We start from the raw sequence: 25,172 nt of genomic DNA, 5'->3' as shown, positions 1-25,172 counted from the left end.
ATGTCGCTCCGATACTTGTGGTCAGTTAGAAAAGAGTGCCCGCCGGGGGACGGAGCACAAAACTGTTCGCCGTGGCATTACCGGCTCCGGCAGTCTGGTTGATCTGCACGATGCCATTGACGTTCTTGAAGGCCTCGTTGGAGAGAGTTGCCTCCCTCGCGTCGTGAACCCCGTTCGGTCGCGCCAGACCACCGTTCTTCGGGACCGCTGCGGACAGCACGCTGTCCGAAACCGTCTCGGCTCCGATCGCGGCAGTGCCGAGCTGCACACTGTTGCGCTGGAGATTTCCCGCGCCCGCAGACTGGTTCACCAGTACGGCGCCGGATGTATTCGAAAAGGCATTGCCGTCAATGGATGCGCGCGCGCTCGTGACCTTCGCGGAAGCGCTCGCGCTTTGCACACTTGCGTTGTCGTTCGCGACTGAACCGCCGGTCGACATCGTCAGCTGGTTCGCCTGCGCGTTGTTCAGGCCCGCGGCCTCGTTCACGGTGATTGCGCCGGTCGCGCCGACTGCCGCGCCGGTCGCGATGCTTGCGTTGCCGGTGATGCGCGCAAGCGTTTGCGCGTTTGCGTCATGCGTCGCACACGTCAGCGCGGCCGTGAGCCCCGCATAGGCGACGCAGATCAGCGGTGCTTTTAACTGGGACTTCAGTTGCATGAATAACTGGCGCGGGTTCATTTCAGACCTCCCAGCGCGCCGCTGAGCGCATTCGACAGCGGCGCGAGCGAGCCCGTCACCGTCGACGAGATCGTGCCGCCAATGCCCGGAGCCGGCTGGCCGATGCCGCCCGAGCCGAGCGCGACGTTGTTGCCGGTCGTATTGCCGGAAAGAATGCGTGTGACGGCTTGCATGCCCGTGCCGGCGAGCGCGCCGGGCGAAGCCACACCGGTCGATCCACGTGCGTTGGTCAGGTCGGAATCGGATGCAAGCTGCGCCATCGCCGGATTAAAGCTGTTCGCCGGAAATGTCGTCGCGCGCGATAGTACGGGTTCCTGATTTCGCGGTACCGAGTCGAATGCGTTGCGCGGCTCGACCTTGCGTTCGAGCACGATGTCGCCCGGATTCGTGACCTGCTGAGCGTGTGCCGCGCAGCCGATAAAGGCGGCATGCGCGGCGATCAACGAATTCAGCACGAGCCTGGCCCGGCTGCGTGACGTCTGCAACGATGCTTTGAGCGACGCGTTCATGTGTTCCCCGACAGCGTGTTGTTCAACAGTGGTAAAGCGGTCTCTCTCGTGCTCGTTTCCTGCGCCTTTCCTGTTTCTTTGCCTGCATCTGTTGCGCGGCCGGTCCCGGATCGGCCGCACGGGGTAGTGCGTAACGGCGTCGCTTACTTCCTCATGTAGCTCGCGACATTGCTTTGCGCGGCGCGCGCGGCGTCGACCGGAACCGGCAGCGGCGCGGGCGGTGCGATCTCGTCCCACAGCGTCACCGACGAACCGCGCGTCAGTTGCGGCGTGGCCGCGACCATCGTGAGGCCGCTCGCGCCTCCGCGTTGCCGCGCCAGCACCTGGTCATCCAAAGCGACGTCGTTCATCGAAACGACATCGGCTGGCGTGTTCAATACCTCTGCGGACGTTTCGTCTTCGCGATCCGCGGCCGCCGTTTCCGGCGACGCCGCCGCTGCGGGCGTGGTGTCCGCGAGGGCGGCGTAACCGGCGTCGGTGGAGTGCGACGAAGCGGAAACCTGAGCGAATGAACTGGTGGACAGCGTGATCAGCGCGAGCGCCGCGCCCAGCGCAGCGAGTCTGGCAAGCGAGCGCGCCGAAGCCCGGATGCGCCAGCGGACCATGCCGATGGCGAGGCGATGGGATGAAGCGCCGCGGGAAACGAGTCGCATGATGTGTCTCCTTCTTGCGGCACGTTTAGCGAAACATATGCCATCGCGGCCAATCCGTTGCTGCATCGGGCTTGTGTGAAACCAGTGTGACGCGGGCAATCGCAAATCGCCTGAAAACGTTTCAGCAGTGATACGCGATTACCGCATGGAGTGAATTCGACATTTGATTGCCGACACAACGATTTTTTTGCAGCAGATAAAGTATGGGGAAAGCGCGAGTCTGGTTTTATTCAGAAAGAACTTACCGTTGATTCTCGCGGTGACCGGTCAGCGTTACCTAATCAAGAGGTACTGAATTAATTTGCATATTTGTTTTTCGAAGCGCCGCACGTATAGTAAGCTCTCGACTACAGCATACGTTTTAAAAAGCCCATTCTTGGGTCGTTCAATACAAGCGCCGTTTTTCGGGGATCAGCTGTCCGTACGGAATGGAATGGCCGTTCGGTTTTCGTTGTATATGCGAATCCCGATGCGAATTGACGTATCTGAAGGAATGCGTGGAATAGCGGTTCAGGTACGTGCGTCATCCTTAACGTTCGTTGACGAGAGGATCTGAATAATGGAATCCGCAACGCGGCAACTGATTTACGTTTCACGCGATCCCAGTGCTGAGCTCAATGCGCGTTTCCATGAGCGCGGCTGGCACGTCGAAGTCGTCGGTTCCGCGCGCGATGCGCGCCGCGCCGTCCGCGCGGGTGCTGCGGCGGGCGGTCTGCTCGATCTGTCGAGCTGTTTTCAGCAACACGAAATCGCTGCTTTCGAATCATGCCTGACCATGCCGAATGTCGGCTGGGTCGCGGCGACGATGCCCGGTCAACTGCAGGACGCCGCGTTGCGCCGGCTGGTGCGCGATTACTGTTTCGACTACGTAACGGTACCTTATTCGGGTGACCGGATCGTCGACTCGGTTGGCCATGCTTACGGCATGATCTCGCTTGGCGAGGAGACCGCGTCGAACGACGCGACGCAAATCGCGGGTACCGAAGGCGAAATGGTCGGGTCGTGCGACGCGATGCTCGCGCTATTCCGCTCGATCCGCAAAGTCGCGATGACCGACGCACCGGTGTTTATCTCCGGTGAATCGGGTACCGGCAAGGAATTGACGGCAGTCGCGATTCACGAGCGCTCCGCGCGCCGCAATGCGCCATTTGTCGCGATCAACTGCGGCGCGATTCCGCCGCACCTGCTGCAGTCGGAACTGTTTGGTTACGAGCGCGGCGCGTTTACCGGCGCGAACCAGCGCAAGATCGGCCGCGTCGAGGCGGCCAATGGCGGCACGCTTTTTCTCGATGAAATCGGCGACCTGCCGCTCGAAAGCCAGGCGAGCCTGCTGCGCTTCCTGCAGGAACGCAAGGTCGAACGGCTGGGCGGGCACGGCTCAATCGAAGTCGACGTGCGGATAATCTCGGCGACCCACGTCGACATGAACAGCGCGATGATCGAAGGGCGTTTCCGCTCGGACCTGTATCACCGTTTGTGCGTGCTGCAGATCGACGAGCCGCCGCTGCGCGCACGCGGCAAGGACATCGAGCTGCTCGCGCGGCACATGCTCGAACGTTTCAGAAAGGATGCGAGCCGGCGGCTGCGCGGGTTCGCGCCCGATGCGATCGCCGCGTTGCATAACTACAGCTGGCCGGGCAACGTGCGCGAACTGATCAATCGTGTGCGGCGCGCGATCGTGATGTCGGAAGGGCGCGCGATCACCGCGCGCGACCTCGAGCTGTCCGAATACGTCGAGATCGTGCCGGTGTCGCTGGCGCAGGCGCGCGAGGCGGCCGAGCGGCAGGCGATCGAACTCGCGCTGCTGCGTCACCGTGGGCGTCTTGGCGATGCGGCCCAGGAACTGGGCATCTCGCGCGTCACGCTGTACCGGTTGCTGTGTTCGCATGGGATGCGGCATATGGAAAGCGAGCAGATCACGCCGCATGTGGCATTGCCGCCGTCGGTCCAGCATCTGTGATCTGAGTTCAACCTCATCTTGTCCAGCAGCATGTCCCGCGCGGATTATCGCGCGTGTCGCCGTTTGCGGCGCGGCTATTTCTTTGGTGGAGCTCAAGTCCAGCGTTCGGTCACGGTGCTGCTGGCTGTCCCTTCCCTGGCCGGCATATCCGCTCGCGCGACCGGCGAGCGCGCATCTGCTTTACGCGCCTGCAGCGCGTCTGTCCAAGCTTGCTAGAATCCGGGTTTCCCGTCGTCATCCGACGTCGCCGGCGCCGCTTCGTTGACAGCGGCGCCATGCCGAAGGAACCCGCATGAAACAGTATCTCGACCTCGTCCGCACGATTCTCGACACCGGCAGCTGGCAGGAGAATCGCACCGGCATCCGCACGATCAGCATGCCGGGGGCGATGTTGCGCTTCGATTTGCAGCAGGGCTTTCCGGCCGTGACCACCAAGAAGCTGGCCTTCAAATCGGCGATCGGCGAACTGGTCGGTTTCCTGCGCGCGTCGCGTAGCGCCGCGCAGTTTCGCGCGCTCGGCTGCAAGGTGTGGGACGCGAACGCGAACGAAAACCCGCAATGGCTCGCGAATCCGTATCGTGAGGGTCCGGACGACCTCGGCGACGTCTACGGCGTGCAGTGGCGTCAATGGCCCGCCTACAAGGTGCTCGACGCAACCGCGACCGCGCAGCTCGAAGATGCGGCCGCGCGCGGATTTCAACCGGTGACCGGGTTCGAGGAGGGCGGCAGTCGCAAGGTGCTGCTCTACAAGGCAATCGACCAGCTGCGCGAATGCCTCGACACGATCTTGCGCAACCCATCCGACCGCCGGATTCTGTTTCATGCGTGGAACCCGGCGGTGCTTGACCAGATTGCGCTGCCCGCATGCCACTTGCTGTACCAGTTTCTGCCGAATGCGGCGAAGCGCGAGATCTCGCTGTGCCTGTATATCCGCAGCAACGATATCGGTCTTGGCACGCCGTTCAATCTTGCGGAAGGCGCGGCGCTGCTGCATCTGGTTGGCCGGTTGACTGGCTATACGCCGCGCTGGTTTACGTATTTCATCGGCGATGCGCATATCTACGAAAACCAGCTCGAGATGCTGCAGCAGCAATTGACGCGCGAGCCGTATCCGAGCCCACGTCTCGAGATTGCCGGGCGCGTGCCGGAGTATGCGAAGACCGGTGTGTATGAGCCGCAGTGGCTTGAACAGGTGGAGCCGTCGGATTTCACGCTGGTCGGGTATCAGCACCATGAGCCGTTGACCGCGCCGATGGCGATTTGAACATCCGGGCGTCGCGTCGGGCGCCTTTGCGTAGGAGCGGTGTTCAACTGCGGTGACGGTGTGGCGACAGTGCGCGCGCTAATGCCGCTCCCTGTTGTCCTTATTTACGCCGGAATTCGCGAGTACCTAACGATAAGGCCCGCCGCGATTTTATTGCGGCGGGCCTTTGCCTTGCGGGGCGGCGCGATTCAGATACTGCCGCGGCCTAGCCGTGGCGGTGGTCGTCGTGTCCGCCACCGCCGCCGGTCGTGCGTTGTTCCTGATGCGGTTGAGGCTGCGGACGCGGTTGCTGTACCGGTTGCGGTCTCGGTCGTTGCTGCTGGACCTGCTGCGGCCGTGGTTGCTGCACCGGTTGCGGCCGCGGTTGCTGAACCTGCTGCGGGTGAAACTCCTGCCGCGGATGTTGCACCGGTTGTTGCGGTCCTGGCTGCTGCACCGGCTGTGGATGAAACTCCTGCCGTGGCTGTTGAACCGCCTGCTGCGCCTGAGGCGGACGGAAGTCCGGTCGCGGCGCGTGTTGCTGCGCTTGGCCTTGACCTTGACCCTGCGCCTGCGCGCGCGGTACGTTCGCCTGCGAATTGAAGTCCGGCCGCTGCTGCGGATGCGCGTACGCTTGCGCCTGCGGTTGCCCTTGCGGCTGTCCCTGCATTTGCGGCGGACGGCCTCCCTGCGCGAACGGCTGTTGTCCCGGCCGACCACCCGATGGTTCACCGCGCTGCTGCGCGAGCGGCGTATGCGGTTGAGTCCACGACGGCTGACCGTGCGAGCCTGGCTGCTGATTACCCCATTGAGTACCCGCGTGGTTGACGGCATTGCCGCCCGCGAATTGCGGCGGCCGCGGTACGCCGTTGCCCGGTCGCGTTGCTTGTGCGTTCGGTTGCTGCGCGCCGGCGCCCGCTTGACCCGGCATCGGCGGGCGGCCTTGCGAGGGTGCGCCGGCTGCAAACGGCTGCGAATGCGGCACGCCATTGGGCTGTCCGTTGATCTGCCCGAACGGTTGCCCATTCGGATGCCCATTCGGTTGCCGACCCGGCTCACCACGCGGCTCACCGCGCTGCCCGCCGTTCGCAATCGCGGCTTGCGGCGGCATGCCAGGCCGCTGCTGCAGCCCCATCGGCGCGTGTTGCGCCGAGCCCGGCCCACGCGCGGCGACCAGCCGCACGTTCGGTTGCGCCCCGCCGGCATCGCCGATCCGGCGGCCGCCGAAATTCGCTGGCACCGTCGCGTGCACGACAGGGCTTCCCGCACCCGGCACGCGACCGCCGCCTCGCGCAAACCGCTGCGCGAGCTGATCGCGATACGCGGGCGGCACATCCGGCCGACGCGTCGCGACAACCGGGCGTGCCATCGCCGTCGCGGGCGGCCGGTACGCGGCGTTGCGCAGACCGGGACCGAAGCTTTGCCGCACGGGCGCAATGCCGGGCGCGCCGGCGCTGAAGCGCGCGTTATGCCACTGTCGCGGATCGACCTTCTGCGCAAAGCGATTGACCGGCTGGCCATGCACGAACGCGGTCGCCGGCACGCAGGTCACCGCATGCGGCGCATGGTAGTTCACGTACGTGTTATGGAAATTGTGGTTGTGCCCGTAGATCGGCCGGTTCACGCGATCGTAGTAGTGCGGGCTCCAGTCGTGACCGTGACCTCCCCAATGCGGATGCCAAGGTTCGCCCGGACCGAGTGCGAACCACGCGAGTCCGGCGGTCGCGACGCCGCCGACGGCGAGGCTCACGCCGTAGTCCACACCACCGCCGCCGTCGCCGACAAACGCGACGAGCGCCGGTGCATAGACCGGTGGCTCGCTGACGATCTCGCCCGGCACCCACGCCCACGAATTGCCGATATACGCCCAGCGGCCGTAGTGATACGGCGCGAAGCCCCACGGCGCGTCGTCGACCCACGTCCACCCCCACGGCGCCTGCCAGACCCAATGGCCGTCCTGATAGGGCGCCCAGCCGGCCGGCACCTGATTCGGCGTCCACACCGCGCCGTACTGCGGGTCCTGGCGCCATGTGCCGTTCGCATCGAGATCCTGATAGCCGGGCACGTCGCGCGATACATAACGCGCGGATAACGAGCTGTCTTCCGCCGCATCGCGGCTCGCGGCCCATTGATCGAGCGCGTCGGGCGCGGGCGCGCCGTTCGCCGCGACCTGCTGCAGGTTGGTGCCGGAAAAGCGGATCTGTTGGCCTGCGGCGATCGGCACCTGGCCGCCGTCGCCGTACACGGTCGCGCTGCCGCTGCGCACGGTGACGGTCGTCTCGCTACCGTCCGGCGCAACATCCACGCGGTAGTCGCCCGGCGCGCCAATGCCGAGCGCCAGATTCGGCGTGTCGATTTCATACGCGCCGCCAGCCGGCAGTTCGCGCACGCGCGTCGACAGCGTGCCTTGCGCAACCTTCAGTTGCGTGCTGTCGTCATCGAGATTGAGGACATCGAGATTGGTCGATTCGCCCAACCGCACGGCAGTCGAGCCGATATGCAGTTCGGAGCGCGCGCCTTTGTCGTTCCACAGCTGGTCGCCGGTCGTCAGCGGCCGGTTGACCTGCGCGTACGACCAGTCCGTCGCGCCAGCCGGCTCGGTGGTGACCGTGCCCGCCATGTAGTTCAGACGCGCGACGCGGCCCGGAGGGTCGGCATCTTGTGCGTCCGCGGGCTGTGCGCCGGGTGGCGGGGATTGTTGCGCGGCGTCCGGCGGCGGTGGCGGTTCGTCCTGCGCGAAAGCGGAGGGCGCGGCGGCCGTCGCGAACAGCGCTGCGGCAACCGCCGCGAGGACCGTCGCGGTCGTGAACGAAGCAGCGGGCGAAGCGGCCCGCGACCGCGGCGCGCGAGTGTCTGGCCGGATCTCCGCGTGGCCCCGGTTTTCAACGGGGCCGGATCCAACGACGGCATGAACAGCAGGGTCAGCGATTCGGTGTGACGAAGAATGGTGTGTGTGAGTTTTCATTGGTGACTCCGTCGGATGCCACGTAAGTCGGCACCGTGTGAAGTCACTGTACCTGCGGCGCGTATTTCAAGACTCGTTCTTTTGTAAGTCACCCGGCCTGTGCTGTAACAAGACGTGTCCCCCAATGCGCAACCGCTTCGCGAAGCGCGGCGGTGCGCAAAGGTTTCGCATTATGCGCCGCGCAGGAAGTCGTTGAAATGACGGTGACCGGCGGGCGTCACGCGTAGCACGCGCGGCCGCTCGGCGCGCTCGACCCACCCGTGCGACGACCACGCATCGAGCAGCGCCGCGCCGAGCGCGCCGCCCAGATGCGGACGCCGTTCGCTCCAGTCCGGGCATGTGCACGCGAAACGGCGCCGCAGCGCGCGCTGGCTCTCGACGTCGATTCCCCAGCCTGCCAGTTGTTGCGCGCCGGCGGGTGTCGCATCGAGCGTGTCGCCGTCAGCCGTCAGGAGCCCGCCGCCGACCAGCCGTTCGTACACACGTACCGCCAGTTCGCCGGCCATATGGTCGTAACAGGTGCGCGCGTAGCGCATATCGACGGGCACGGTCCGCACCGGGTGCGGCGTCGGCCGTTGCGGCGCGGCGGCCTGTGCGACATTCGCGAGCGCTTCGATCGACGCGGCGATATCCGTCGATGCGATCCGGTAATAGCGATGCCGTCCGCGCACTTCGAGCGCGAGCAAGCCGCCGTCGGTGAGGCGCGCGAGGTGAGCGCTTGCGGCTGACGGCGACAGCCCGGCGATCAGCGTCAGTTCACCTGCGGGCCGCGCGCTGCCGTCCATCAGCGCCCATAGCATCGTGGCGCGGCCGGGGTCGGACAGTAGCGCACCGATCCGGCTCAATCCCGGGAAATGGCCGGCTGCGTCGGTAAGCGGATTGGACATCGGAATCACCTCAATCTGATGAAGGGGGCCTTGCGGGCACAGGTTCACTGTACTCGCGCGCTGCATTCGACGTTTCAGCCTCACACGAAATATCGGATGTTCGGGCCTGTCTGGCCGCGAGCGGCCCGGCTATTCGCAGCCCGGCCTGACGCAGCCCGGCCTGACGCGGCCCGGCCATTCCGCGTCGTGCAAGCCCGCCAGGCTAAAATCGAAGCAGGTTTCGTCTGAGCAGCAAAGTCCTATGAAAATCATCCTCACCGCTTGCGCGGTCCTTGTCGTGCTGTCGTGCGCCGCTTGCGCGCAAAGCGGCGCAAGCACGCCGGTCGGCGGTTCGTCCGGCAGCATCACGATGTACGGCACGATCGACGAGGGCGTCACGGTCCGCAAGTAAAGTCTGTCCCCGGCTCGCATACGGAGATCGCACGGCGCTCGTATAATCGGCTCCTTTCAATTCGCAGATCGACCGGAGTCAAGATGAGCACCCCACCCAACGCGCCGCTGGATCGTTCGGAAACGACGTTCCGCTTCCTTGCCGAGCCGACCTCGGTCAACTTCGGCGGCAAGGTGCACGGCGGCGCGCTGATGAAATGGATCGACGAGACCGCGTACGCGTGCTCGGCGGTCTGGTCCGGACGCTACTGCGTGACGGTAAGCGTCGGCAATATCCGGTTTCGCCGGCCGATTCTCGTCGGCAATATGGTCGAACTGCGCGCGCGCGTCGTCGCGACCGGCCGCACCAGCATGCATATCCACGTGTCGGTGTGCGCCGGCGATCCGAAGGGCGGCGAACTGTTGCAAACCACCGATTGCCTCGTTGTGATGGTGGCCGTCAATGAGAACGGTCATCCGGTGCCGGTGCCCGAGTATGTGCCGGTCACCGACGAACAGCAGCGTCTTGCAAGGTACGCAATGGACGTGAAAGCGGCACTCGATGCAATCGTCGAGTTGAAGCCCGAAGAAGTGGCGCAGGGGAAGGTCTGACATTGACGTGCGACGTGTCGCGAGCGTTGCCGCGGCAAGCGATATCCGATCGCAATCGCACAACCTGCGAGCCGGGATGGCGGCTCGTATTCAACGCGGTGCCCGGGTAAGCGCATGTTGCCACCCGGACACCGCGTCGCGCTGATTAGCGCTTCACATGGTCGACCATCTCGTGCGGCCGCACCCATTCATCGAACTGCTGCTCGGTCAGATGTCCGAGCGCAAGCGCAGCCGCTTTCAGCGTGGTGCCTTCCTTGTGCGCTTTCTTTGCGATCTGCGCGGCCTTGTCGTAGCCGATATGCGGGTTGAGCGCGGTCACGAGCATCAGCGATTCGTTGAGCAGCGTATCGATGCGTTCGTGATTCGGCTCGATGCCCACTGCGCAGTTGTCGTTGAAGCTATGCGCGCCGTCCGCGAGCAGACGGATCGATTGCAGCACGTTATGCGCGATCATCGGCCGGAACACGTTGAGCTCGAAGTTGCCGCTCGCGCCCCCGACGTTCACCGCGACGTCATTACCGAACACCTGGCAGCACAGCATCGTCATCGCTTCGGATTGTGTCGGGTTCACCTTGCCCGGCATGATCGAGCTGCCTGGCTCGTTCTCCGGAATCGACAGTTCGCCGAGACCGCAGCGCGGGCCGCTCGCGAGCCAGCGGATGTCGTTTGCGATCTTCATCAGGCTCGCGGCAACGGTCTTTAGCGCGCCGTGCGCGAACACCAGTGCGTCGGCCGCGGCCATCACCTCGAACTTGTTCGGCGCGGACACGAATGGCTGGCCGGTCAGCTTCGCGATCGCCGCCGCGACCTGATCCGCGAACTGCGGATGCGCATTAAGACCGGTGCCGACTGCGGTGCCGCCCTGTGCCAGCTGATACAGATGCGGCAGCGTCGCTTCGACATGCCGCATGCCCTGGTCGAGCTGCGCGACGTAACCGGAGAACTCCTGACCCAGCGTGAGCGGCGTCGCGTCCTGCAAATGGGTGCGGCCGATCTTCACGATGTCGGCGAATGCGCTCGCCTTGCTGTCGAGCGTGTCGCGCAACGTCTTCAGCGCGGGCAGCAGGTGCTTGACGATGCCGACCGCGGCGGCGATATGCATCGCGGTCGGAAACACGTCGTTCGACGACTGGCCGCGGTTCACATCGTCGTTTGGATGCACGAGACGCGCTTCGCCACGCTCGCCGCCGAGCAATTCGCTGGCGCGGTTCGCGATCACTTCGTTGAGATTCATATTGGTCTGCGTGCCCGACCCGGTTTGCCAGACCGCCAGCGGAAATTCGCCGGCATGCTTGCCTTCGATGATTTCGTCGGCCGCATGAACGATTGCCTTTGCCTTGTTCGCATCCAGCACGCCGAGACCGAGATTCACTTCGGCGGCCGCGCGCTTGATCAGCGCGAGCGCATGAATCAGTTCCGGCGACTGCTTTTCGGTCGAGATGCGGAAATTCTGTAGCGAGCGCTGAGTCTGCGCGCCCCATAGCCGATCGTTCGGCACGGCGATTTCGCCGAACGTATCGCGTTCCATCCGTACTGCTTCGGTCATGATTTCACTCCGCTTGAATGAATGGCGACGGCGCGCGTCGCGTACCGTTAAAGCTGCTCGTCGACTGGCAACAGCAAGAATAAACCTGTCAGCACATTCCGGTAGAGACCAGCGTTGGGATCGACGGAGTAGGTGACGAGATGGCCATCTTCCTCGTCGGTCCACTCGAGATCGGAATGGCTCGCGGACCCGCGGAAGAAGTAAGTCGACGGATCGGCAAGTGTCACGTGGTAGCTCGATTGCGGTCCGGTCACGCGGTCGAACAGTTCGGCGACCTGTGCGGCGAGCGGCGCGCTGTAGATGACGAGCCCCAGTTCGGTGTTCAGATGCGCGGAGCGTGGATCGAGATTCATCGAGCCGATCACCAGCGTGTTGCGATCGAATACGAGTGTCTTCGCGTGCAGGCTCGCGCGCGAGCGCGAACCGAACATGCCGGTGCGCACGCTTTCCTGCTGGACCGGTTTGAACTCGTACAACTGGACCCCGGCCCGCAGCAGCGGCTCCCGATACGGGCTATAGCCGGCCTGCACCGCGACCGCGTCGGTTGCGGCAAGGGAGTTGGTCAGCACCTTCACCTTGACGCCGCGCGCGGCGACGTCGGACAGCACCTTGACGCCCGCATCGTGCGGCACAAAGTACGGCGACGTGATCAGCACTTCGTGCCGCGCATGGTCGACCAGATCGCGAATGCGTGCGATCACCGGGCTTTGGTAATCGTCGACCGGCTCACGCACCTTTGCCGGTGAATCGGCGTTGAATTCCGCATGCGCCCACGTGAGGCCGAGTTCGTCTTTTTCGATCTGCGCGGCGAGCGGAGTCGCGTTCAACGGCTTCGCGTTGTACGGGTCCGCGTTGTCGTGCCAATGCTTGCGCAATGCGTCGCGTGTCTCATCAAGCTGCTTGGGGTCGAATTTCTGCTTGTTTAACGCGCGCAGCGGATACGCGCTACTGTCGTTCCAGTATTCGTCGAAGCTCGCGGAGATGTGCGCGGTAACCGGGCCGGCGGCGAGCACGTCGATGTCGCGGAACTGCAGCGTCGGGCTCGCGCTGAAGTACTCGTCGCCGAGATTGCGGCCGCCGACAATCGCGAGCTGGTTGTCGGCGATCATCGCCTTGTTGTGCATGCGGCGCGTGAAGCTGCCGATCTGCGTGAAGATATTCGACGTGCGCTGATACAGGCTGCTTTGCGCGCCGCCGAACGGATTGAATACGCGAATCTCGATGTTCGGATGCGTGTTGAGCGCGGCCATCACATCGTCGAGGTCCTTGAAATTCAGGTCGTCGACCAGCATCCGCACGCGCACGCCATGGTCGGCCGCATAGAGCGCGGCCGCGAGCAGCAGCTTGCCGGTGGTGTCCTCATTTGCGATGTAGTACTGCATGTCGAGGGTTTGAGTCGCGGCGCGCGCGAGCGCGATGCGCATCTGCAGCGCTTCGGTGCCATTGGGCAACACGCGGAAACCCGACTCGTCGGGATGGGCCGCTTCGGGTGCGGCCAGCGCGGCGGCGAGCGGCGTCGCGGCGGATTGCGGCAGTGCATGCGTGACCGGCCGGTCGAGCGATGAAGCGGGCGGACGTGTCGCGCAGCCGCTTATCGCGGTGACGGCCGCCGCCGCGGCGATTACGAACGTCGCGCGGGGCAGCATGCGGGATGCGGTGCGTGGCGCACCACACGCGGAAAAAAAGACGGAACGAAACGAGACGAACGGACGGGTGAACAGAGCAAAAACAGAAAGCGCGGGCCACGCGCGGTATAGCGAAGCATCGCGATCATCACGGTGATACGTCGGCACACTGTTCCTCCCGATTGGACATCGCGCAAACGCCTGGCGATGCGAGGCCTTACGTTGGGAAGGCCATTCTACGAAAAATCGGCAAACCGGGGCGGCAAGATAGCAAGCGTTTGCCGACGGGAGAGCGTCGACGTGTTGCTGTGCGATGGACGTCGACCGGGCTTCGCGATCCTCCTTCGCGTTTGCCGAAGCACCGCACCGTGGCGCTCGACGATGATGCCGGGCGGGTTGCGTGCTGGAGTGCGAACCGGGTGCAGCGCAGGTAGCGGCAAACCTGGCGGCGAACGTATGCAGACCTGGGCAATTGGCGGACGCGCAATCGGGGTTGCGCGTCGTCATCGTTAGTTGAATGCGCAACGACCCGTGAAGGCCGTTGCGGGAAACGAACACGACTGGCGGATCGGACTGGCGGTCGAACTAGCGGTCGAACCGCGGGACTACTGCTGCGCCGACGCGCTTCGATGCGCGGCGATCTGCGCATGCGACGCAATATATTTCGCGCTCTTCCAGTGAAAGCGCAGCGTCATCAGCAACGCGACGCTCGCGAGCCCCGCGGCGAGACCCCACCACAGTCCGCGCGCGCCCAGGTCGAAGTGAAACGCGAGCAGGTAGCCGGTCGGAAAACCGATGCCCCAGTAGCCGAAGGTCGCGACCAGCATCGGCACGCGGGTGTCCTTGAGCCCGCGCAGACACCCGGAGCCGACCGTCTGCATGCCGTCGACGATCTGGAAAATGGCTGCGACACCGAGCAGCGAACTCGCGAGCGCAACCGTGCGCGCATTGGCGGGATCGTCCAGATGCAGGTACAGGCCGACGATCCAATGCGGCGCGGCGACCATCACGAGTCCGGATAGCGACATGAAACCGACACCGAGTCCGAGTGCGACGAAACCCGCATGGCGCGCCTCGAGCGGCAGGCCCGCACCGGACCAGTAGCCGACCCGCACGTTCGCCGCCTGGCCGATCGCAAGCGGCACCATAAACGACACCGACGCGACGTTCAGCGCGATCTGATGCGCGGCAAGCTGCGATTCTCCGAACAGACCCACCGTCAGCCCGGTCGCGAGAAAGAGCAGCGATTCGACGCCATAGGTGATCGCGACGGGCCAGCCGATGCCGAATAGCTCGCCCATCAGCGGCACGTTCGGCCGCACCGCGGCGACGAAGTGCCGGTAGCGCGGCCGCAGATGCAGCAACGCCATCAGCATCAACGCGGAAAGCCAGATCGTGACCGTTGTCGCGACGGCCGAACCGAGAAAGCCTAGGCGCGGCAATCCATACGCGCCATGAATCAGCCCATAGTTCAGAAACCCGTTGAACACGACGCTGCCGAGCGACACCCACAACAGACGCTTCGCCGCGCCGATCGCCGGCAGAAACGAGCGCATCAGCCCGACGCCGATCAGGCTCGCGGGCGCGCCCCAGCGCAGCACCGCGCAGTACTCGCCGATGTGCTGCGCGAGCACCGTGGGTTCGCCGAAGGTGGTCAGGATTGGTGTGGCGAACGACAGCAGCACGAAGGCTGGCACAGCCAGCAGCATCGACAGCGCAAAGCCGGTCCAGTAGATGTCCGGCACGCGGTCGTCCGCCTGCGCGCCGCGCGCATGCGCGACGCTGACGCTGACGGAAGTCAGCACGCCCTGCAGCAGCGTCACCACGACGAAGAACAGGTTCGCGCCGAGGCCGCCCGCCGCGAGCGCGTCCGGGCCGAGCGAACCGAGCAGCACGGTGTCGGTGACGCTCATCGCCATCTGCGACAGTTGCGCGATTGCGAGCGGCGCCGCGAGACGCGCGGTGTCGGCCGCGTGGCGTGTCAGCGACGGCGGCGCGGCAAGCAGGCGGGAGAGACCGGTTTGTTGGGACATGGCGGCATGCCGGCGCGGCGCCGCACGGCAATGCGTGCGCCGCATGTAATGTTTTTGTTAAAACGAACAGCTTATTGCGTCGCGTGGCGGCTGTCGATCAGCAGGCGCGTTTTTCGGGGCCTTTCGGCCGAGCGGTGCGTGCGCGATGGGGTGCGTTCATGCTTCGTGGACGGCGATGCGGGTATCGCCGAGCAGCACGGCCTGGCCCGCGCGGATCTTGCACGTTTTGCGTAGTTCGACCTGGCCATCGACGGTCACGGCGCCGGATGCGACCAGCGCCTTTGCAGACCCGCCGCTGTCCGCGAGACCGGTCAGCTTCAGCAGATTGTGCAATTCGACGTAGTCGCCGGTCAGGGTGAAATCGAGGTTGGGCATGGCGGTTGCGGCCTTCGCGCGCTGAACGATGCAGCAGTGCGCGCGCGAAACGAACGGAAAGGGATTCGCATCATAAGCCAAAGCGTTCGTCACGTCGCCCCGGTTCTGGACGGAGAGGCTGCGGGTGCGCCGAGGGCTCGCCGATATCTGAATGTTATGCAGATGTCAGGAAATGAAACTGTACGTAACAACGACGATTTTTGACGAACCTCTCTCAAAAAACCAGGGTCTTCGGGATAACGTGCTGCGTTTCGCATGAGCTGAGCGCACATGCCCGTGTGTCGTGCTGGCTTCGTTGAGCCACGTCAGGCTAACAATCTTCAGAGAGGATCGCCATGAAACCGCTACGTTCGCTGCTGATCGGCGGCTCGATTGCCGCGCTGGGCACGGCGGCCGCCATTGCGCAGACTTCCACGCAAGCGCCGGCCGTACCGCAGGCGCCTGTGGCGCAGCAAACCGCGCCGCCGAGCGCGCCGGCCGCGCAAGGTGTGCAGATGCCGGCCCCTGCGCCGCCGCAAGCACAGTCGCGACAGACGTTGACGGCCCCGGCGCCGCCGGACCCGCTCGTGCAAAAGCGCGATGCCGATGCAAAGGCCAACACCGAATACCACGATGCGAAGAAAGGCGCGAACGCGCAGCGCAAGGCCCAGATGAACAACGCGAACGCCAATCGACAGGCGGACCGGCAGGCCGCGACGAACAGGCTGAAGAGTCAGACGCAGTCGGGCCAAGGTGTGCAGGTGCCGGACGATGAAAACAGGCACTGAGCATTAGCTGGCGCGTCCCCATAGGGCGGTGAAGCGCGATAAAAAAAGGGCGCTTGCCGCCGTACATTGTATGGATATACAGTATGCGTCGCCCTGACTTCCGTTCCATCTGCACGCCGTGCGTTCCGCCACCGCTATCCTGTCCGAATCCTTGTCCGCATCCGTGGGTTCTTCGACCGCGTCCCGGGCCGATGCGCCGGGTGCGGATGCATCAGGGGCCGGTGCGCCGGATGTGAGCACGTTGGCGTCGGGCGTGAATGCACCGGGTGCCGACGCACCCGGCATCGCTGCATGGCTGGCGAAACTCAACGATCAACAGCGCGCCGCCGTCGAGCACGGCGCCGACGATGTCACGTGTGCGGCTGGAGCGTTGCTTGTGATCGCCGGCGCGGGTTCCGGCAAGACCAGTACGCTCGCGCACCGCGTCGCGAATCTGGTGGTGAAGGGCGCGGATCCGCGCCGCATTCTGCTGCTCACGTTCTCGCGCCGTGCGGCTGACGAAATGACGCGCCGCGTGACGCGCATCGCCGGTGAAGCACTCGGCGCACGCGCGGCGCTCGCGCAAGGGCTCACGTGGTCGGGCACATTTCACAGCGTCGGCGCGCGTTTGCTGCGCGAGTATGCGGACCTGATCGGCCTCGCGCCGACCTTCACGATCAACGATCGCGAAGACTCCGCCGACCTGATGAACCTCGTGCGACACGAACTCGGCCTGTCGGCGAAAGAGCGGCGCTTTCCGTCGAAGTCGACGTGTTTTTCGATCTATTCGCGCGTGGTGAATACCGGCGCGTCGCTCGGCGACGTGCTGCATAGCGCGTTTCCATGGTGCCGCGACTGGGAGGCGGACCTGCGCGCGCTATTCGCCGCGTATGTCGATGCAAAGCAGAAGCAAAGCGTGCTCGACTATGACGATCTTCTGCTTTACTGGTCGCATATGGCTGCGGAGCCGTCGATCGCCGCGGACCTGTCCAGCCGCTTCGATCACGTGCTGGTCGACGAGTATCAGGATACGAACCGCTTGCAGGCGTCGATCCTGCTCGCGCTGAAACCGGATGGCCGCGGGCTCACGGTGGTCGGCGACGACGCGCAGTCGATCTATTCGTTTCGCGGCGCGACCGTGCGCAATATTCTCGATTTCCCCGCGCATTTCGATCCTCCCGCGACGCAGGTGACGCTCGAGCGCAACTACCGGTCGACGCAGCCGATTCTCAGCGCGTCGAACGCGGTGATCGGGCTCGCGTCCGAACGCTTCACCAAAAATTTGTGGACCGACAAGGCGTCCGCACAGCGGCCGCGCCTCGTCACGGTTGCCGACGACGCGACGCAGGCGCGTTATGTCGTCGAGCAGGTGTTGGCCGCGCGCGAAGCCGGGGTGAAGCTGAAGTCGCAGGCGGTGCTGTTTCGCGCGGCGCACCATAGCGCCGCGCTCGAGATTGAGTTGACCCGGCGCAATATCCCGTTCGTCAAATTCGGCGGACTCAAATTTCTTGACTCCGTGCATGTGAAGGACGTGCTTGCGGTGCTGCGCTGGGCGGAGAATCCGCGCGATCGCGTCGCGGGTTTTCGCGTCGTGCAGTTGCTGCCGGGCGTTGGGCCGGCGACCGCGGCGCGCGTGCTGGATGTGGCGGCAGGTGTGGCGACGGCCGCTTCTGTTGCGGCGGGCGACGACAGCGCCGCGAACAGTACGGGCGACGCGCATAGTACGGGTGGCGCGGGCGGCGTGGACGACGCGAGCCGCGTCGGCACCGCCAACGGCACAAGCAACGCCAATGGCACAAGTGACATTCCAGCCTTGCATAGCACAAACGGAACCCGCGTTACCGCCCACGCGCTTGCCGCCTTTACCCCTCCAGCGCGCGCACACGAAGACTGGCCGGCCTTCGTCGCGTTGATGTCGACGCTCGGCGAACGCGCGACGCCGTGGCCCGCCGAATTCGAACTGATCCGCCGCTGGTACGAGCCACATCTCGAGCGCAACCATGAAGATGCGATGGTGCGGCACGCGGACTTGCTGCAAATGGAAAGCATCGCCGGCACGTACGCATCGCGCGAACGCTTCCTGACCGAGCTGACGCTCGATCCGCCGGACGCGACGAGCGGCGAGTCCGGCGTGCCGCTGCTCGACGAGGACTATCTGATCCTGTCGACCATCCACTCAGCGAAAGGGCAGGAGTGGCGCAACGTATTCGTGCTGAACGGTGTCGACGGCTGCATTCCGTCGGACCTGGGCACCGGCAGCGACGAGGAGATCGACGAGGAACGGCGCCTGCTTTATGTCGCGATGACGCGCGCGAAGGAAGATCTGCATCTGATCGTGCCGCAGCGCTTCTATGTGCACAATCAGACGCATCTCGGCGACCGGCACGTGTGGGCGTCGCGCACGCGCTTCATTCCGGCGGACCTGATGCCGCTGTTCGACGCATATGCATGGCCGCCGGCCCCCGTGCCCGCCGCGCCATCCGCGAAAGGGCTGGCGGCGGCCGCCCAGGCGAAGGTCGAGATCGCGGCGAAACTCAGAAAGATGTGGGACTGAGCGGCGGGCCGGCCGTTTAGCGCGGCTGCCGCTGTTGCTGTTGCTGGGAGGGCTGCGGACGCGGCGCCGGCATAAAGAAATTACGCAGCCACGCGGCAAGGCGCGTGAACACGTCGTACGGCTCCTCGACAAAAATCTCCGGCTTCAGCAGGCGCAGATATTCCATGATCTGCTGCGCTTCCTGCTTCTGAAACGACCCATGCGTGATGCCGAGACGTAGCAGCCCGCGCAGTTCGCCGAGCTTTTCGCGCGCGGTGCTGCCGAAACTCGTTTCGCATGCGACCTTCGCTTCATACACCCGCTGACGCAGCGATTCCGCGAGCCGCCATGCGGGCGTCTGCATCGATTCCTCGACCGCCTGGATGTCCTGCGCGGCGGACTTGATCTGTGCGGACAGCGGGTCGATCAATTGCGGGCTCGCCTGCGCCTCGTTGACGATCGCGGTCGCCCATTCGCGGCATTGTTTCGCCAGCTCCTCCGGCGTCCATTCGGAGCGGGATGCGAAAGCAAAACCGAATTCCGTCGCCTGCCGCATCAAAATCGCGACGACGTCAGGAAACTCCTTGTCGAGCGTGCGTTTCGCCCATGCGTATTGGCCGCCCTGTAGCATCCGCTGCACCGCGTGCTCGGTCAGCGGCACCATGCTGTCGAGCAGCTTGGCGCGTAGAAAATCTTCGAACGAAGGTGTCGCGAACTGCGAGTCGAGCTTCTGCGAGACGCGCACAAACGCGTCGAAATCCTTGCGCAGCGAGACGACAGTCTCGTCCTTCAGTGAAAGGGTGATTTGCCCCATGTCGTATCCCGTTTGGTCATCCGGTGCAGCGCATCGCGTACGCGAGAGCGGCGGTTTGCCCCCGCGAGAAGGGCGGTCTAGCGATGTGCGGCACGGTCGAAGTCCGCTGGCCGGGCGCTCGCGGGAGCTAGCCAGGGTAACGGACCTCGATTGTTTAACGGCGGCGGGGAGTGAAACTTGAGGGACTCAGGTTACGGCTATTTCAGCACGACGCCTTGCCAGACAAAAAACACCGCCAGACCGACTGCGATCGTCAGCAGCGGGCGTTTTGTCCGCGCGCTGACGGCGACCGCGGCGAGCGCGCCGACCAGTTGTGGATTACGCCAGGTCAGTTCGGCCCCGGCGCCGTGCGGCGACACCGCCATCGGCACGATAATCGCGGTCAGCACGGTAACCGGCACGAAGCCGAGCGCTGTGCGCACGAGCGGCGCAAACACCAGCCGGTCGCCGAGCACGAACACCGCGGCGCGGATCAGCCACGTGATCAGCGCCATGCCGCCGATCAACAGCAGATAGTTCATCGCGACATCTCCCTGCTGGTGCTGTGCCGCCGCGCGCGCGGCCGCGAAAGCAATACGCCGACCGCGACCCCCGCGAATACCGCGCCGAGCAGTCCGAGCTTGAACGGCCACGTCTGCCAGAAAAACGCGAGCGCGCCCGCGGTGACGGCGGCCGCGATATAGCGCAGCGCGACGAGTTGCGGCACGACGATCGCGATAAATGTCGCGACCATCGCGAAGTCGAGCCCGAGCGATTGCAGGCCGGGAAACGCGGCGCCGAACAGCAGACCGGCGAGCGTGAAGATCTGCCAGTTCAGGTACATCGACAAGCCGGAGCCGAAAAAGTAGTACGGACCGACCGCGCCCGCCGGATGCAGCCGGTAGTGCGCCCACGCGACCGCGAACACCTCGTCGGTGAGCAGACCGCCGAGCGCCCAGCGCCAGCGCTTCGGAAGGTGCGCAACGTACGGCGCAAGCGTTGCGCTATACAGCAGATGACGCAGGTTGACGACAAGCGTCGTCGCCCAGATCACCGCCAAGCTCGCGTGCCCGGCGATCAGACCGAGCGCGATAAATTGCGCGGAGCCGGCGAATACGGTCAGCGACATCAGTTGCCCATGCAACAGATGTAGCGGACCCGACGTGACGAGCGTGCCGAAGATTACGCCGAACGGCGCGGCGCCGATCAGCATCGGGATCGTGTCGCGCACCCCGGCGATGAATTCACGAAAACGGTGGGTTGGCGTCAAGCTGATTTCCTCCTCGCCGCCAGCTTAGTGCGTGGCGACGGTGGTGCGCTTGTACGTTCTTGCGGTGCGGGTCGGGTTCCTGCGGGTACCTGGCGCGGTTGGCTGGCGGCGCGCTTGCGAAAGCGGGCGCCGTGGCCGGGCGGGCCTGCTACGAACTCAGGTTCCCTGCCAGCGCCCCGGCGGCACCCCGAACATGCGACGGAAGTGCCGCGTGAAGTGGCTTTGGTCGGTGAATCCGCTGTCGGCCGCGACATCGGTGACCGATACGCCCGCGCGTAGCGGCGCGAGCGCGCGCTGCAAGCGGATCTGGTTACGCCATGCGTGCGGCGCGAGGCCGGTCGCGCGTGAGAACAGGCGAGCCGCGTGAAACGGCGACAGGTCGACGGCGTCGGCCAGTTCGGCGAGCGTCACCGGGGCGGCGAGCGTTTCGCTGAGCAGATCCTGCATCGTGCGCACGCGCGCATCGCCGGCGGTGCTTTGGAGCGTGTCGGGCTTCGTGCGGCCGTAGCGCACCAGCAGCGTCGACAGCGCATCGAGCATCGCCGCGTGCGCGGCGAGCGGGTCGCTGTTGGCCTCGAGCAGACGATGTGCGTGCGACAGACGCTGCGCGAGATCGATGTCGTGAATCACATCGGGGTTGAACCACGGCAACGGCTGAACGACGCCTGCGATGTCCTGCGCGAGTTGCTGCAGGTAATCGACCGGGGCATACAGCACGCGGTAACGCCAGCCTTCGTCCATCGCACGCGAGCCGGTGTGCAGTTCGCCTGGATTGATCACCGGCACGCTGCCCGCCTCGGCGACGTGCTGCGACCCGCGATACCGATAGGTTTCCGCGCCCGCTTCGATCACGGGAATCGTGTACGCGTCATGCCAATGCGGCGTGAACTCATGATCGTGATATTCGGCCGTGAGCAGGTCCGCGCCGGGTAACAGCGGCGTGCGCCAGTAACGGGCGGAATCGCGGAAACGGGTGGTGGTCATCGGGCAAGTCCGGGTCAATCCGGTAGTTTACCGCGCGCTTCCGTTGTCAGACAGACAGCTTTCGTTTCCGGGATGCGGTCGTTCAGATGCGCGGGGCCGGTTCGCCATTGCGCTAGCGTGCGTCAGTGCGTCACTTCACCGGAATCGTCGTGCCGGCGGGCATCGGCACCGCGGATACGCTGTTTTTCGCGCTGCCGCTCGTGACCCGGTCGCTGTAAGTCAGATAGACGAGCGTATTGCGCTTCGCGTCGACGACACGCACCACGTGCAGCGTCTTGAAGATTAGCGACATCCTTTCGGTGAACACGTCGGCTTGCTGTTTCAGCGGTCCGCCGGCGAAGCGGATCGACCCGACCTGACGGCACGCGATCGACGCCTCGGTCGGATCTTCGGCGATACCGAGCGTGCCTTTGATGCCGCCCGTGCGGGCGCGCGACACATAGCAGGTGACGCCTTCGACGGCCGGGTCGTCGTACGCCTCGACCACCACGCGATCCGAGCCCGTGATGTGGAAATTGGTGTTGACGCTTGCCACTTCCTCGGCGCGTGCGACAGGCGTGGCAAGTGATGCGCCGATCGTCACGAGCATCGGGAGAACCATCGAGACCGCGCGCGGCGCGCGAAGCGGAGTGGGTTTCATTGGGAGGGCGGAGGAAAAAGCCACATCGTAAACCAGGGTGGCTCTGCTTCGCGGGTCGGAGGTGTCGGCGTGCTGCCGGCATAGCTGCCGAACGGCTAGCCGCCCTCGACCGCTGAAATATGTCGAGGCAAATCCATCGCGTCGTGCTATATCGGAAAGCCCGGTGCGAGCGGCATCTCGCAATGCGCTGATCCGTGCCTTCGCTTCGGCTTCCTCGCGTTCCACGAGGCGCAAGCCTTCGCGCAAAACTTCGCTTGCATTCTGGTATCGCCCCGATTTGATCAATCGGTCCACGAAAGCGGTCTGATGGTCGGTGAGTACGACATTGCGGGTAGGCATGGTATCAACCCAACAGACACCTCGATTGGCATCGTATGCCATGCACTGCAGAAACAAACCCGATTGCAACCGCTGAAAACAAAAAGGGCTGCGCGACGCGCAGCCCTTGAGTTTGGCTCCCCGACCTGGGCTCGAACCAGGGACCTACGGATTAACAGTCCGGCGCTCTACCGACTGAGCTATCGGGGACCTGTAGAGGAACCACTACAGGGTAAAACTCGACGCAGGCGCAGCAGGGTGCCTGCCCACGTTCGAACTATTCAGTACATAAAAAAGCCCGTTAGAGAACGGGCCTTTGCAATTCTTGGCTCCCCGACCTGGGCTCGAACCAGGGACCTACGGATTAACAGTCCGGCGCTCTACCGACTGAGCTATCGGGGAACAACAAACAGCAGAGAAGCGAAATTGTATGAGGTGCTATGGGACCTGTCAATAGCGACGCGGTTTAGACCGGTCATCTCGATGACATTTCGCCGGCACGTCCCGATGTCGATCTGATGACGCCGCCGGACTACGGACCAACCGACGGCGACGGATCAACGCTCGAGCAGCGCGAGCTTTTCCTTCACATCCTTGAAGTCGTCGGCTTCGGGCAGCGGCGCCTTGGTTTTCGTGATGCTCGGCCAACCCTTCGCCAGCTCCGCATTGAGCGGCGTGAAATGCTGCTGGTCGGAAGGCACGTCTTCTTCAGCGTAAATCGCGTTCACCGGGCACTCGGCCACGCACACCGCACAATCGATGCACTCGTCCGGGTCGATCGCGAGGAAGTTGGGACCTTCGCGAAAGCAGTCCACCGGGCACACATCGACGCAGTCGGTATAGCGGCACTTGATGCAGCTTTCGGTCACAACGTGAGTCATTCAGGCAACTCCAGGAACGGTAGCGGTATGGGGGATATTGGGGATGGCAAAACGCCAAAAAAGCTATTGTAACGTAACGCCAACTAGCGCATGTGGCATAGCTTCGACGCTTTTATATCGTTTCGTGATTAGTTTATGGGCCGCGCAAAGCCGTATGGCACGGGCGAGGCAGACCGCAACCGGCGAGCCGCGCGCGGCTTTGCCGGACGCGCGCTCCGCGCTCATTCGGGTAACATCCGGCTTGCCTGCGCCAGCGGCGCGGTTTCACATTCGAATACACTGAGCCCGCGTTTTCCCGTTTGCTCGCGTCCAGCCCGCCCGAACATGATCATCACTTCGCTGCTCGATACCGACCTGTACAAGTTCACAATGATGCAGGTCGTGCTGCACCATTTCCCGGCGGCTAGCGTCGAGTACCGGTTCCGCTGCCGCACGCCGAACATCGATCTCGTGCCGTACGTCGACGAGATTCGCGACGAAGTGCGCAAGCTCTGCAAGCTGCGCTTCACCGAAGATGAACTCGACTACCTGCGCCGGATGCGCTTCCTGAAGGGCGACTTCATCGACTTCCTCGCGCTCTTTCATCTGAACGAGAAGACCATTTCGATCACACCGTCCGCAAAGGGCAACGGTGAAATCGAGATTGTGATCAACGGCCCATGGCTGCATACGATCCTCTTCGAAGTGCCGGTGCTCGCGATCGTCAATGAAGTGTATTTCCGCAACACGCAGCAACAACCGGACTACGTCGAAGGCCGCGAGCGGCTGAAGGGCAAGATGGCGCTGCTCGGCGCAAAGCCCGAGTTCGCCGACTGCAAGATCGCCGACTACGGCACGCGCCGCCGCTTTTCGAAACAGTGGCACGAGGAAATCCTGCTCGCGCTGAAAGACGGGCTCGGCGAGCAGTTTGCCGGTACGAGCAACGTCTGGTACGCGATGAAGCACGGCCTGACGCCGCTCGGCACGATGGCGCACGAGTACCTGCAGGCGTGCCAGGCGCTAGGCCCGCGTTTGCGCGACTCGCAGATCTACGGCTTCGAGATGTGGGCGAAGGAGTATCGCGGCGACCTCGGTATTGCGCTCTCCGACGTGTACGGCATGCAGGCGTTTCTGCGCGATTTCGACATGTACTTCTGCAAGCTCTTCGACGGCGCGCGCCACGATTCCGGCGACCCGTTCGATTGGGGCGAGCGACTGCTAAAGCACTACGAGGACAACCGCTGCGACCCGCGCACGAAGGTGCTGGTGTTCTCCGACGCGCTCGATATTCCGAAGGTGCTGCAGCTCTACGAGCGTTTTCGCGGCCGCTGCAGGCTCGCGTTCGGCGTCGGCACGAACCTGACCAACGATCTGGGCTACAAGCCGCTGCAGATCGTGATCAAGATGGTTCGCTGCAATGGCCAGCCGGTTGCGAAACTGTCCGATTCGCCGGGCAAGAACATGTGCGACGACAAGGCGTATCTCGCGTACCTGCGGCAGGTGTTCAACATTTCGCAGCCGATTGACGAAGAAGCTGAAAGCGGCAAGTGAGCGGCCGCTGATATCGCGCAC

General features: G+C 64.3%; 22 protein-coding genes, 2 tRNA genes and 1 pseudogene. 7 read left to right on the top strand and 18 right to left on the bottom strand.

Annotated features, from left to right (window positions below; translation table 11 throughout):
- Positions 1 to 25: 25 nt before the first annotated feature.
- From BX592_RS17765 to BX592_RS17755, 3 genes are all read right to left on the bottom strand, one after another.
- A complete protein-coding gene (locus tag BX592_RS17765) occupies positions 26 to 679 on the bottom strand; it encodes a hypothetical protein (RefSeq protein WP_134193113.1) in 654 nt (217 codons plus the stop codon).
- A complete protein-coding gene (locus BX592_RS17760; protein WP_134193112.1) occupies positions 676 to 1,188 on the bottom strand; it encodes a hypothetical protein in 513 nt (170 codons plus the stop codon). Before BX592_RS17760 ends, BX592_RS17765 begins: the two co-directional genes overlap by 4 nt.
- A 143-nt stretch (positions 1,189 to 1,331) precedes the next feature.
- On the bottom strand, positions 1,332 to 1,841 hold the full coding sequence (locus BX592_RS17755; RefSeq protein WP_134193111.1) for a hypothetical protein: 510 nt from the start codon (positions 1,839 to 1,841) through the stop codon (positions 1,332 to 1,334).
- Positions 1,842 to 2,400: 559 nt separating this feature from the next.
- On the opposite strand from BX592_RS17755, the gene BX592_RS17750 reads away from it, so the two are divergent.
- Together BX592_RS17750 and BX592_RS17745 are read left to right on the top strand one after the other, a co-directional pair.
- Positions 2,401 to 3,801: a sigma-54 dependent transcriptional regulator gene (locus BX592_RS17750; RefSeq protein ID WP_134193110.1), complete on the top strand. Its 1,401-nt coding sequence runs from the start codon at positions 2,401 to 2,403 to the stop codon at positions 3,799 to 3,801.
- A gap of 292 nt (positions 3,802 to 4,093) precedes the next feature.
- Positions 4,094 to 5,065, top strand: a complete 972-nt coding sequence (locus BX592_RS17745; protein WP_134193109.1) for a thymidylate synthase — start codon at positions 4,094 to 4,096, stop codon at positions 5,063 to 5,065.
- 205 nt (positions 5,066 to 5,270) lie between these two features.
- Here BX592_RS17745 and BX592_RS17740 read toward each other — a convergent pair whose 3' ends face one another.
- The gene (locus tag BX592_RS17740) at positions 5,271 to 8,009 is read right to left on the bottom strand and encodes a DUF6600 domain-containing protein (protein WP_243849594.1); all 2,739 of its coding nucleotides are present in this window, start codon (positions 8,007 to 8,009) and stop codon (positions 5,271 to 5,273) included.
- Between the two features lie 170 nt (positions 8,010 to 8,179).
- Positions 8,180 to 8,896 carry an ArsR/SmtB family transcription factor gene (locus tag BX592_RS17735; protein WP_134193108.1) on the bottom strand — a complete coding sequence of 239 codons (717 nt, stop codon included), beginning with the start codon at positions 8,894 to 8,896 and terminating at the stop codon, positions 8,180 to 8,182.
- Between the two features lie 241 nt (positions 8,897 to 9,137).
- Here BX592_RS17735 and BX592_RS33895 point away from each other — a divergent pair, with 241 nt between their 5' ends.
- A complete protein-coding gene (locus BX592_RS33895; RefSeq protein WP_166676386.1) occupies positions 9,138 to 9,287 on the top strand; it encodes a hypothetical protein in 150 nt (49 codons plus the stop codon).
- A gap of 83 nt (positions 9,288 to 9,370) precedes the next feature.
- Positions 9,371 to 9,877, top strand: a complete 507-nt coding sequence (locus tag BX592_RS17730) for an acyl-CoA thioesterase (protein ID WP_134193107.1) — start codon at positions 9,371 to 9,373, stop codon at positions 9,875 to 9,877.
- A gap of 145 nt (positions 9,878 to 10,022) precedes the next feature.
- Here the strand turns inward: BX592_RS17730 and fumC are convergent, their stop codons facing one another.
- The 4 genes from fumC to BX592_RS17710 all read right to left on the bottom strand — a co-directional run bounded on the left by fumC (position 10,023) and on the right by BX592_RS17710 (position 15,456).
- A complete protein-coding gene (fumC, locus tag BX592_RS17725; protein WP_134193106.1) occupies positions 10,023 to 11,423 on the bottom strand; it encodes a class II fumarate hydratase in 1,401 nt (466 codons plus the stop codon).
- A gap of 47 nt (positions 11,424 to 11,470) precedes the next feature.
- Positions 11,471 to 13,069 carry a phospholipase D family protein gene (locus BX592_RS17720; protein ID WP_134193105.1) on the bottom strand — a complete coding sequence of 533 codons (1,599 nt, stop codon included), beginning with the start codon at positions 13,067 to 13,069 and terminating at the stop codon, positions 11,471 to 11,473.
- A 584-nt stretch (positions 13,070 to 13,653) separates the two neighbouring features.
- On the bottom strand, positions 13,654 to 15,081 hold the full coding sequence (locus BX592_RS17715) for an MATE family efflux transporter (protein ID WP_134193104.1): 1,428 nt from the start codon (positions 15,079 to 15,081) through the stop codon (positions 13,654 to 13,656).
- 156 nt (positions 15,082 to 15,237) lie between these two features.
- Complete coding sequence (locus tag BX592_RS17710) at positions 15,238 to 15,456, bottom strand: RNA-binding S4 domain-containing protein (RefSeq protein ID WP_134193103.1); 219 nt, start codon at positions 15,454 to 15,456, stop codon at positions 15,238 to 15,240.
- 335 nt (positions 15,457 to 15,791) lie between these two features.
- Between BX592_RS17710 and BX592_RS17705 the strand changes: the two genes are divergently transcribed.
- On the top strand, positions 15,792 to 16,223 hold the full coding sequence (locus BX592_RS17705) for a hypothetical protein (RefSeq protein WP_134193102.1): 432 nt from the start codon (positions 15,792 to 15,794) through the stop codon (positions 16,221 to 16,223).
- 232 nt (positions 16,224 to 16,455) lie between these two features.
- Positions 16,456 to 18,756 carry an ATP-dependent helicase gene (locus BX592_RS17700; RefSeq protein ID WP_243849593.1) on the top strand — a complete coding sequence of 767 codons (2,301 nt, stop codon included), beginning with the start codon at positions 16,456 to 16,458 and terminating at the stop codon, positions 18,754 to 18,756.
- 16 nt (positions 18,757 to 18,772) lie between these two features.
- Here BX592_RS17700 and BX592_RS17695 read toward each other — a convergent pair whose 3' ends face one another.
- From BX592_RS17695 to fdxA, 9 genes and pseudogenes are all read right to left on the bottom strand, one after another.
- The gene (locus BX592_RS17695; protein ID WP_134193101.1) at positions 18,773 to 19,549 is read right to left on the bottom strand and encodes a DUF4088 family protein; all 777 of its coding nucleotides are present in this window, start codon (positions 19,547 to 19,549) and stop codon (positions 18,773 to 18,775) included.
- 197 nt (positions 19,550 to 19,746) lie between these two features.
- Complete coding sequence (locus BX592_RS17690) at positions 19,747 to 20,070, bottom strand: AzlD domain-containing protein (RefSeq protein WP_134193100.1); 324 nt, start codon at positions 20,068 to 20,070, stop codon at positions 19,747 to 19,749.
- The gene (locus BX592_RS17685) at positions 20,067 to 20,741 is read right to left on the bottom strand and encodes an AzlC family ABC transporter permease (protein WP_134193150.1); all 675 of its coding nucleotides are present in this window, start codon (positions 20,739 to 20,741) and stop codon (positions 20,067 to 20,069) included. Before BX592_RS17685 ends, BX592_RS17690 begins: the two co-directional genes overlap by 4 nt.
- Before the next feature lie 213 nt (positions 20,742 to 20,954).
- Complete coding sequence (locus BX592_RS17680) at positions 20,955 to 21,782, bottom strand: helix-turn-helix transcriptional regulator (protein ID WP_134193099.1); 828 nt, start codon at positions 21,780 to 21,782, stop codon at positions 20,955 to 20,957.
- A 130-nt stretch (positions 21,783 to 21,912) separates the two neighbouring features.
- Positions 21,913 to 22,383 carry a CreA family protein gene (locus BX592_RS34475; protein ID WP_166676389.1) on the bottom strand — a complete coding sequence of 157 codons (471 nt, stop codon included), beginning with the start codon at positions 22,381 to 22,383 and terminating at the stop codon, positions 21,913 to 21,915.
- A 180-nt stretch (positions 22,384 to 22,563) separates the two neighbouring features.
- Positions 22,564 to 22,761: pseudogene (locus BX592_RS35190) on the bottom strand (type II toxin-antitoxin system ParD family antitoxin); the annotation flags it as partial.
- A 113-nt stretch (positions 22,762 to 22,874) separates the two neighbouring features.
- Positions 22,875 to 22,950 (bottom strand) — tRNA-Asn (locus tag BX592_RS17670).
- A 116-nt stretch (positions 22,951 to 23,066) separates the two neighbouring features.
- Positions 23,067 to 23,142: transfer RNA gene (locus BX592_RS17665), tRNA-Asn, on the bottom strand.
- A 155-nt stretch (positions 23,143 to 23,297) separates the two neighbouring features.
- Positions 23,298 to 23,621, bottom strand: coding sequence for a ferredoxin FdxA (gene fdxA, locus BX592_RS17660; protein WP_134193097.1), 324 nt, complete (start codon positions 23,619 to 23,621; stop codon positions 23,298 to 23,300).
- A gap of 324 nt (positions 23,622 to 23,945) precedes the next feature.
- On the opposite strand from fdxA, the gene pncB reads away from it, so the two are divergent.
- Positions 23,946 to 25,151: a nicotinate phosphoribosyltransferase gene (gene pncB / locus BX592_RS17650; protein WP_134193096.1), complete on the top strand. Its 1,206-nt coding sequence runs from the start codon at positions 23,946 to 23,948 to the stop codon at positions 25,149 to 25,151.
- Positions 25,152 to 25,172: the final 21 nt, after the last annotated feature.

Source organism: Paraburkholderia rhizosphaerae, assembly GCF_004366595.1.
In the GTDB taxonomy this organism is placed as follows: Bacteria; Pseudomonadota; Gammaproteobacteria; order Burkholderiales; family Burkholderiaceae; genus Paraburkholderia; species Paraburkholderia rhizosphaerae.
The sequence above is the reverse complement of the archived record's forward strand: the minus strand, read 5'-3'. Positions and strand labels throughout refer to the sequence as shown.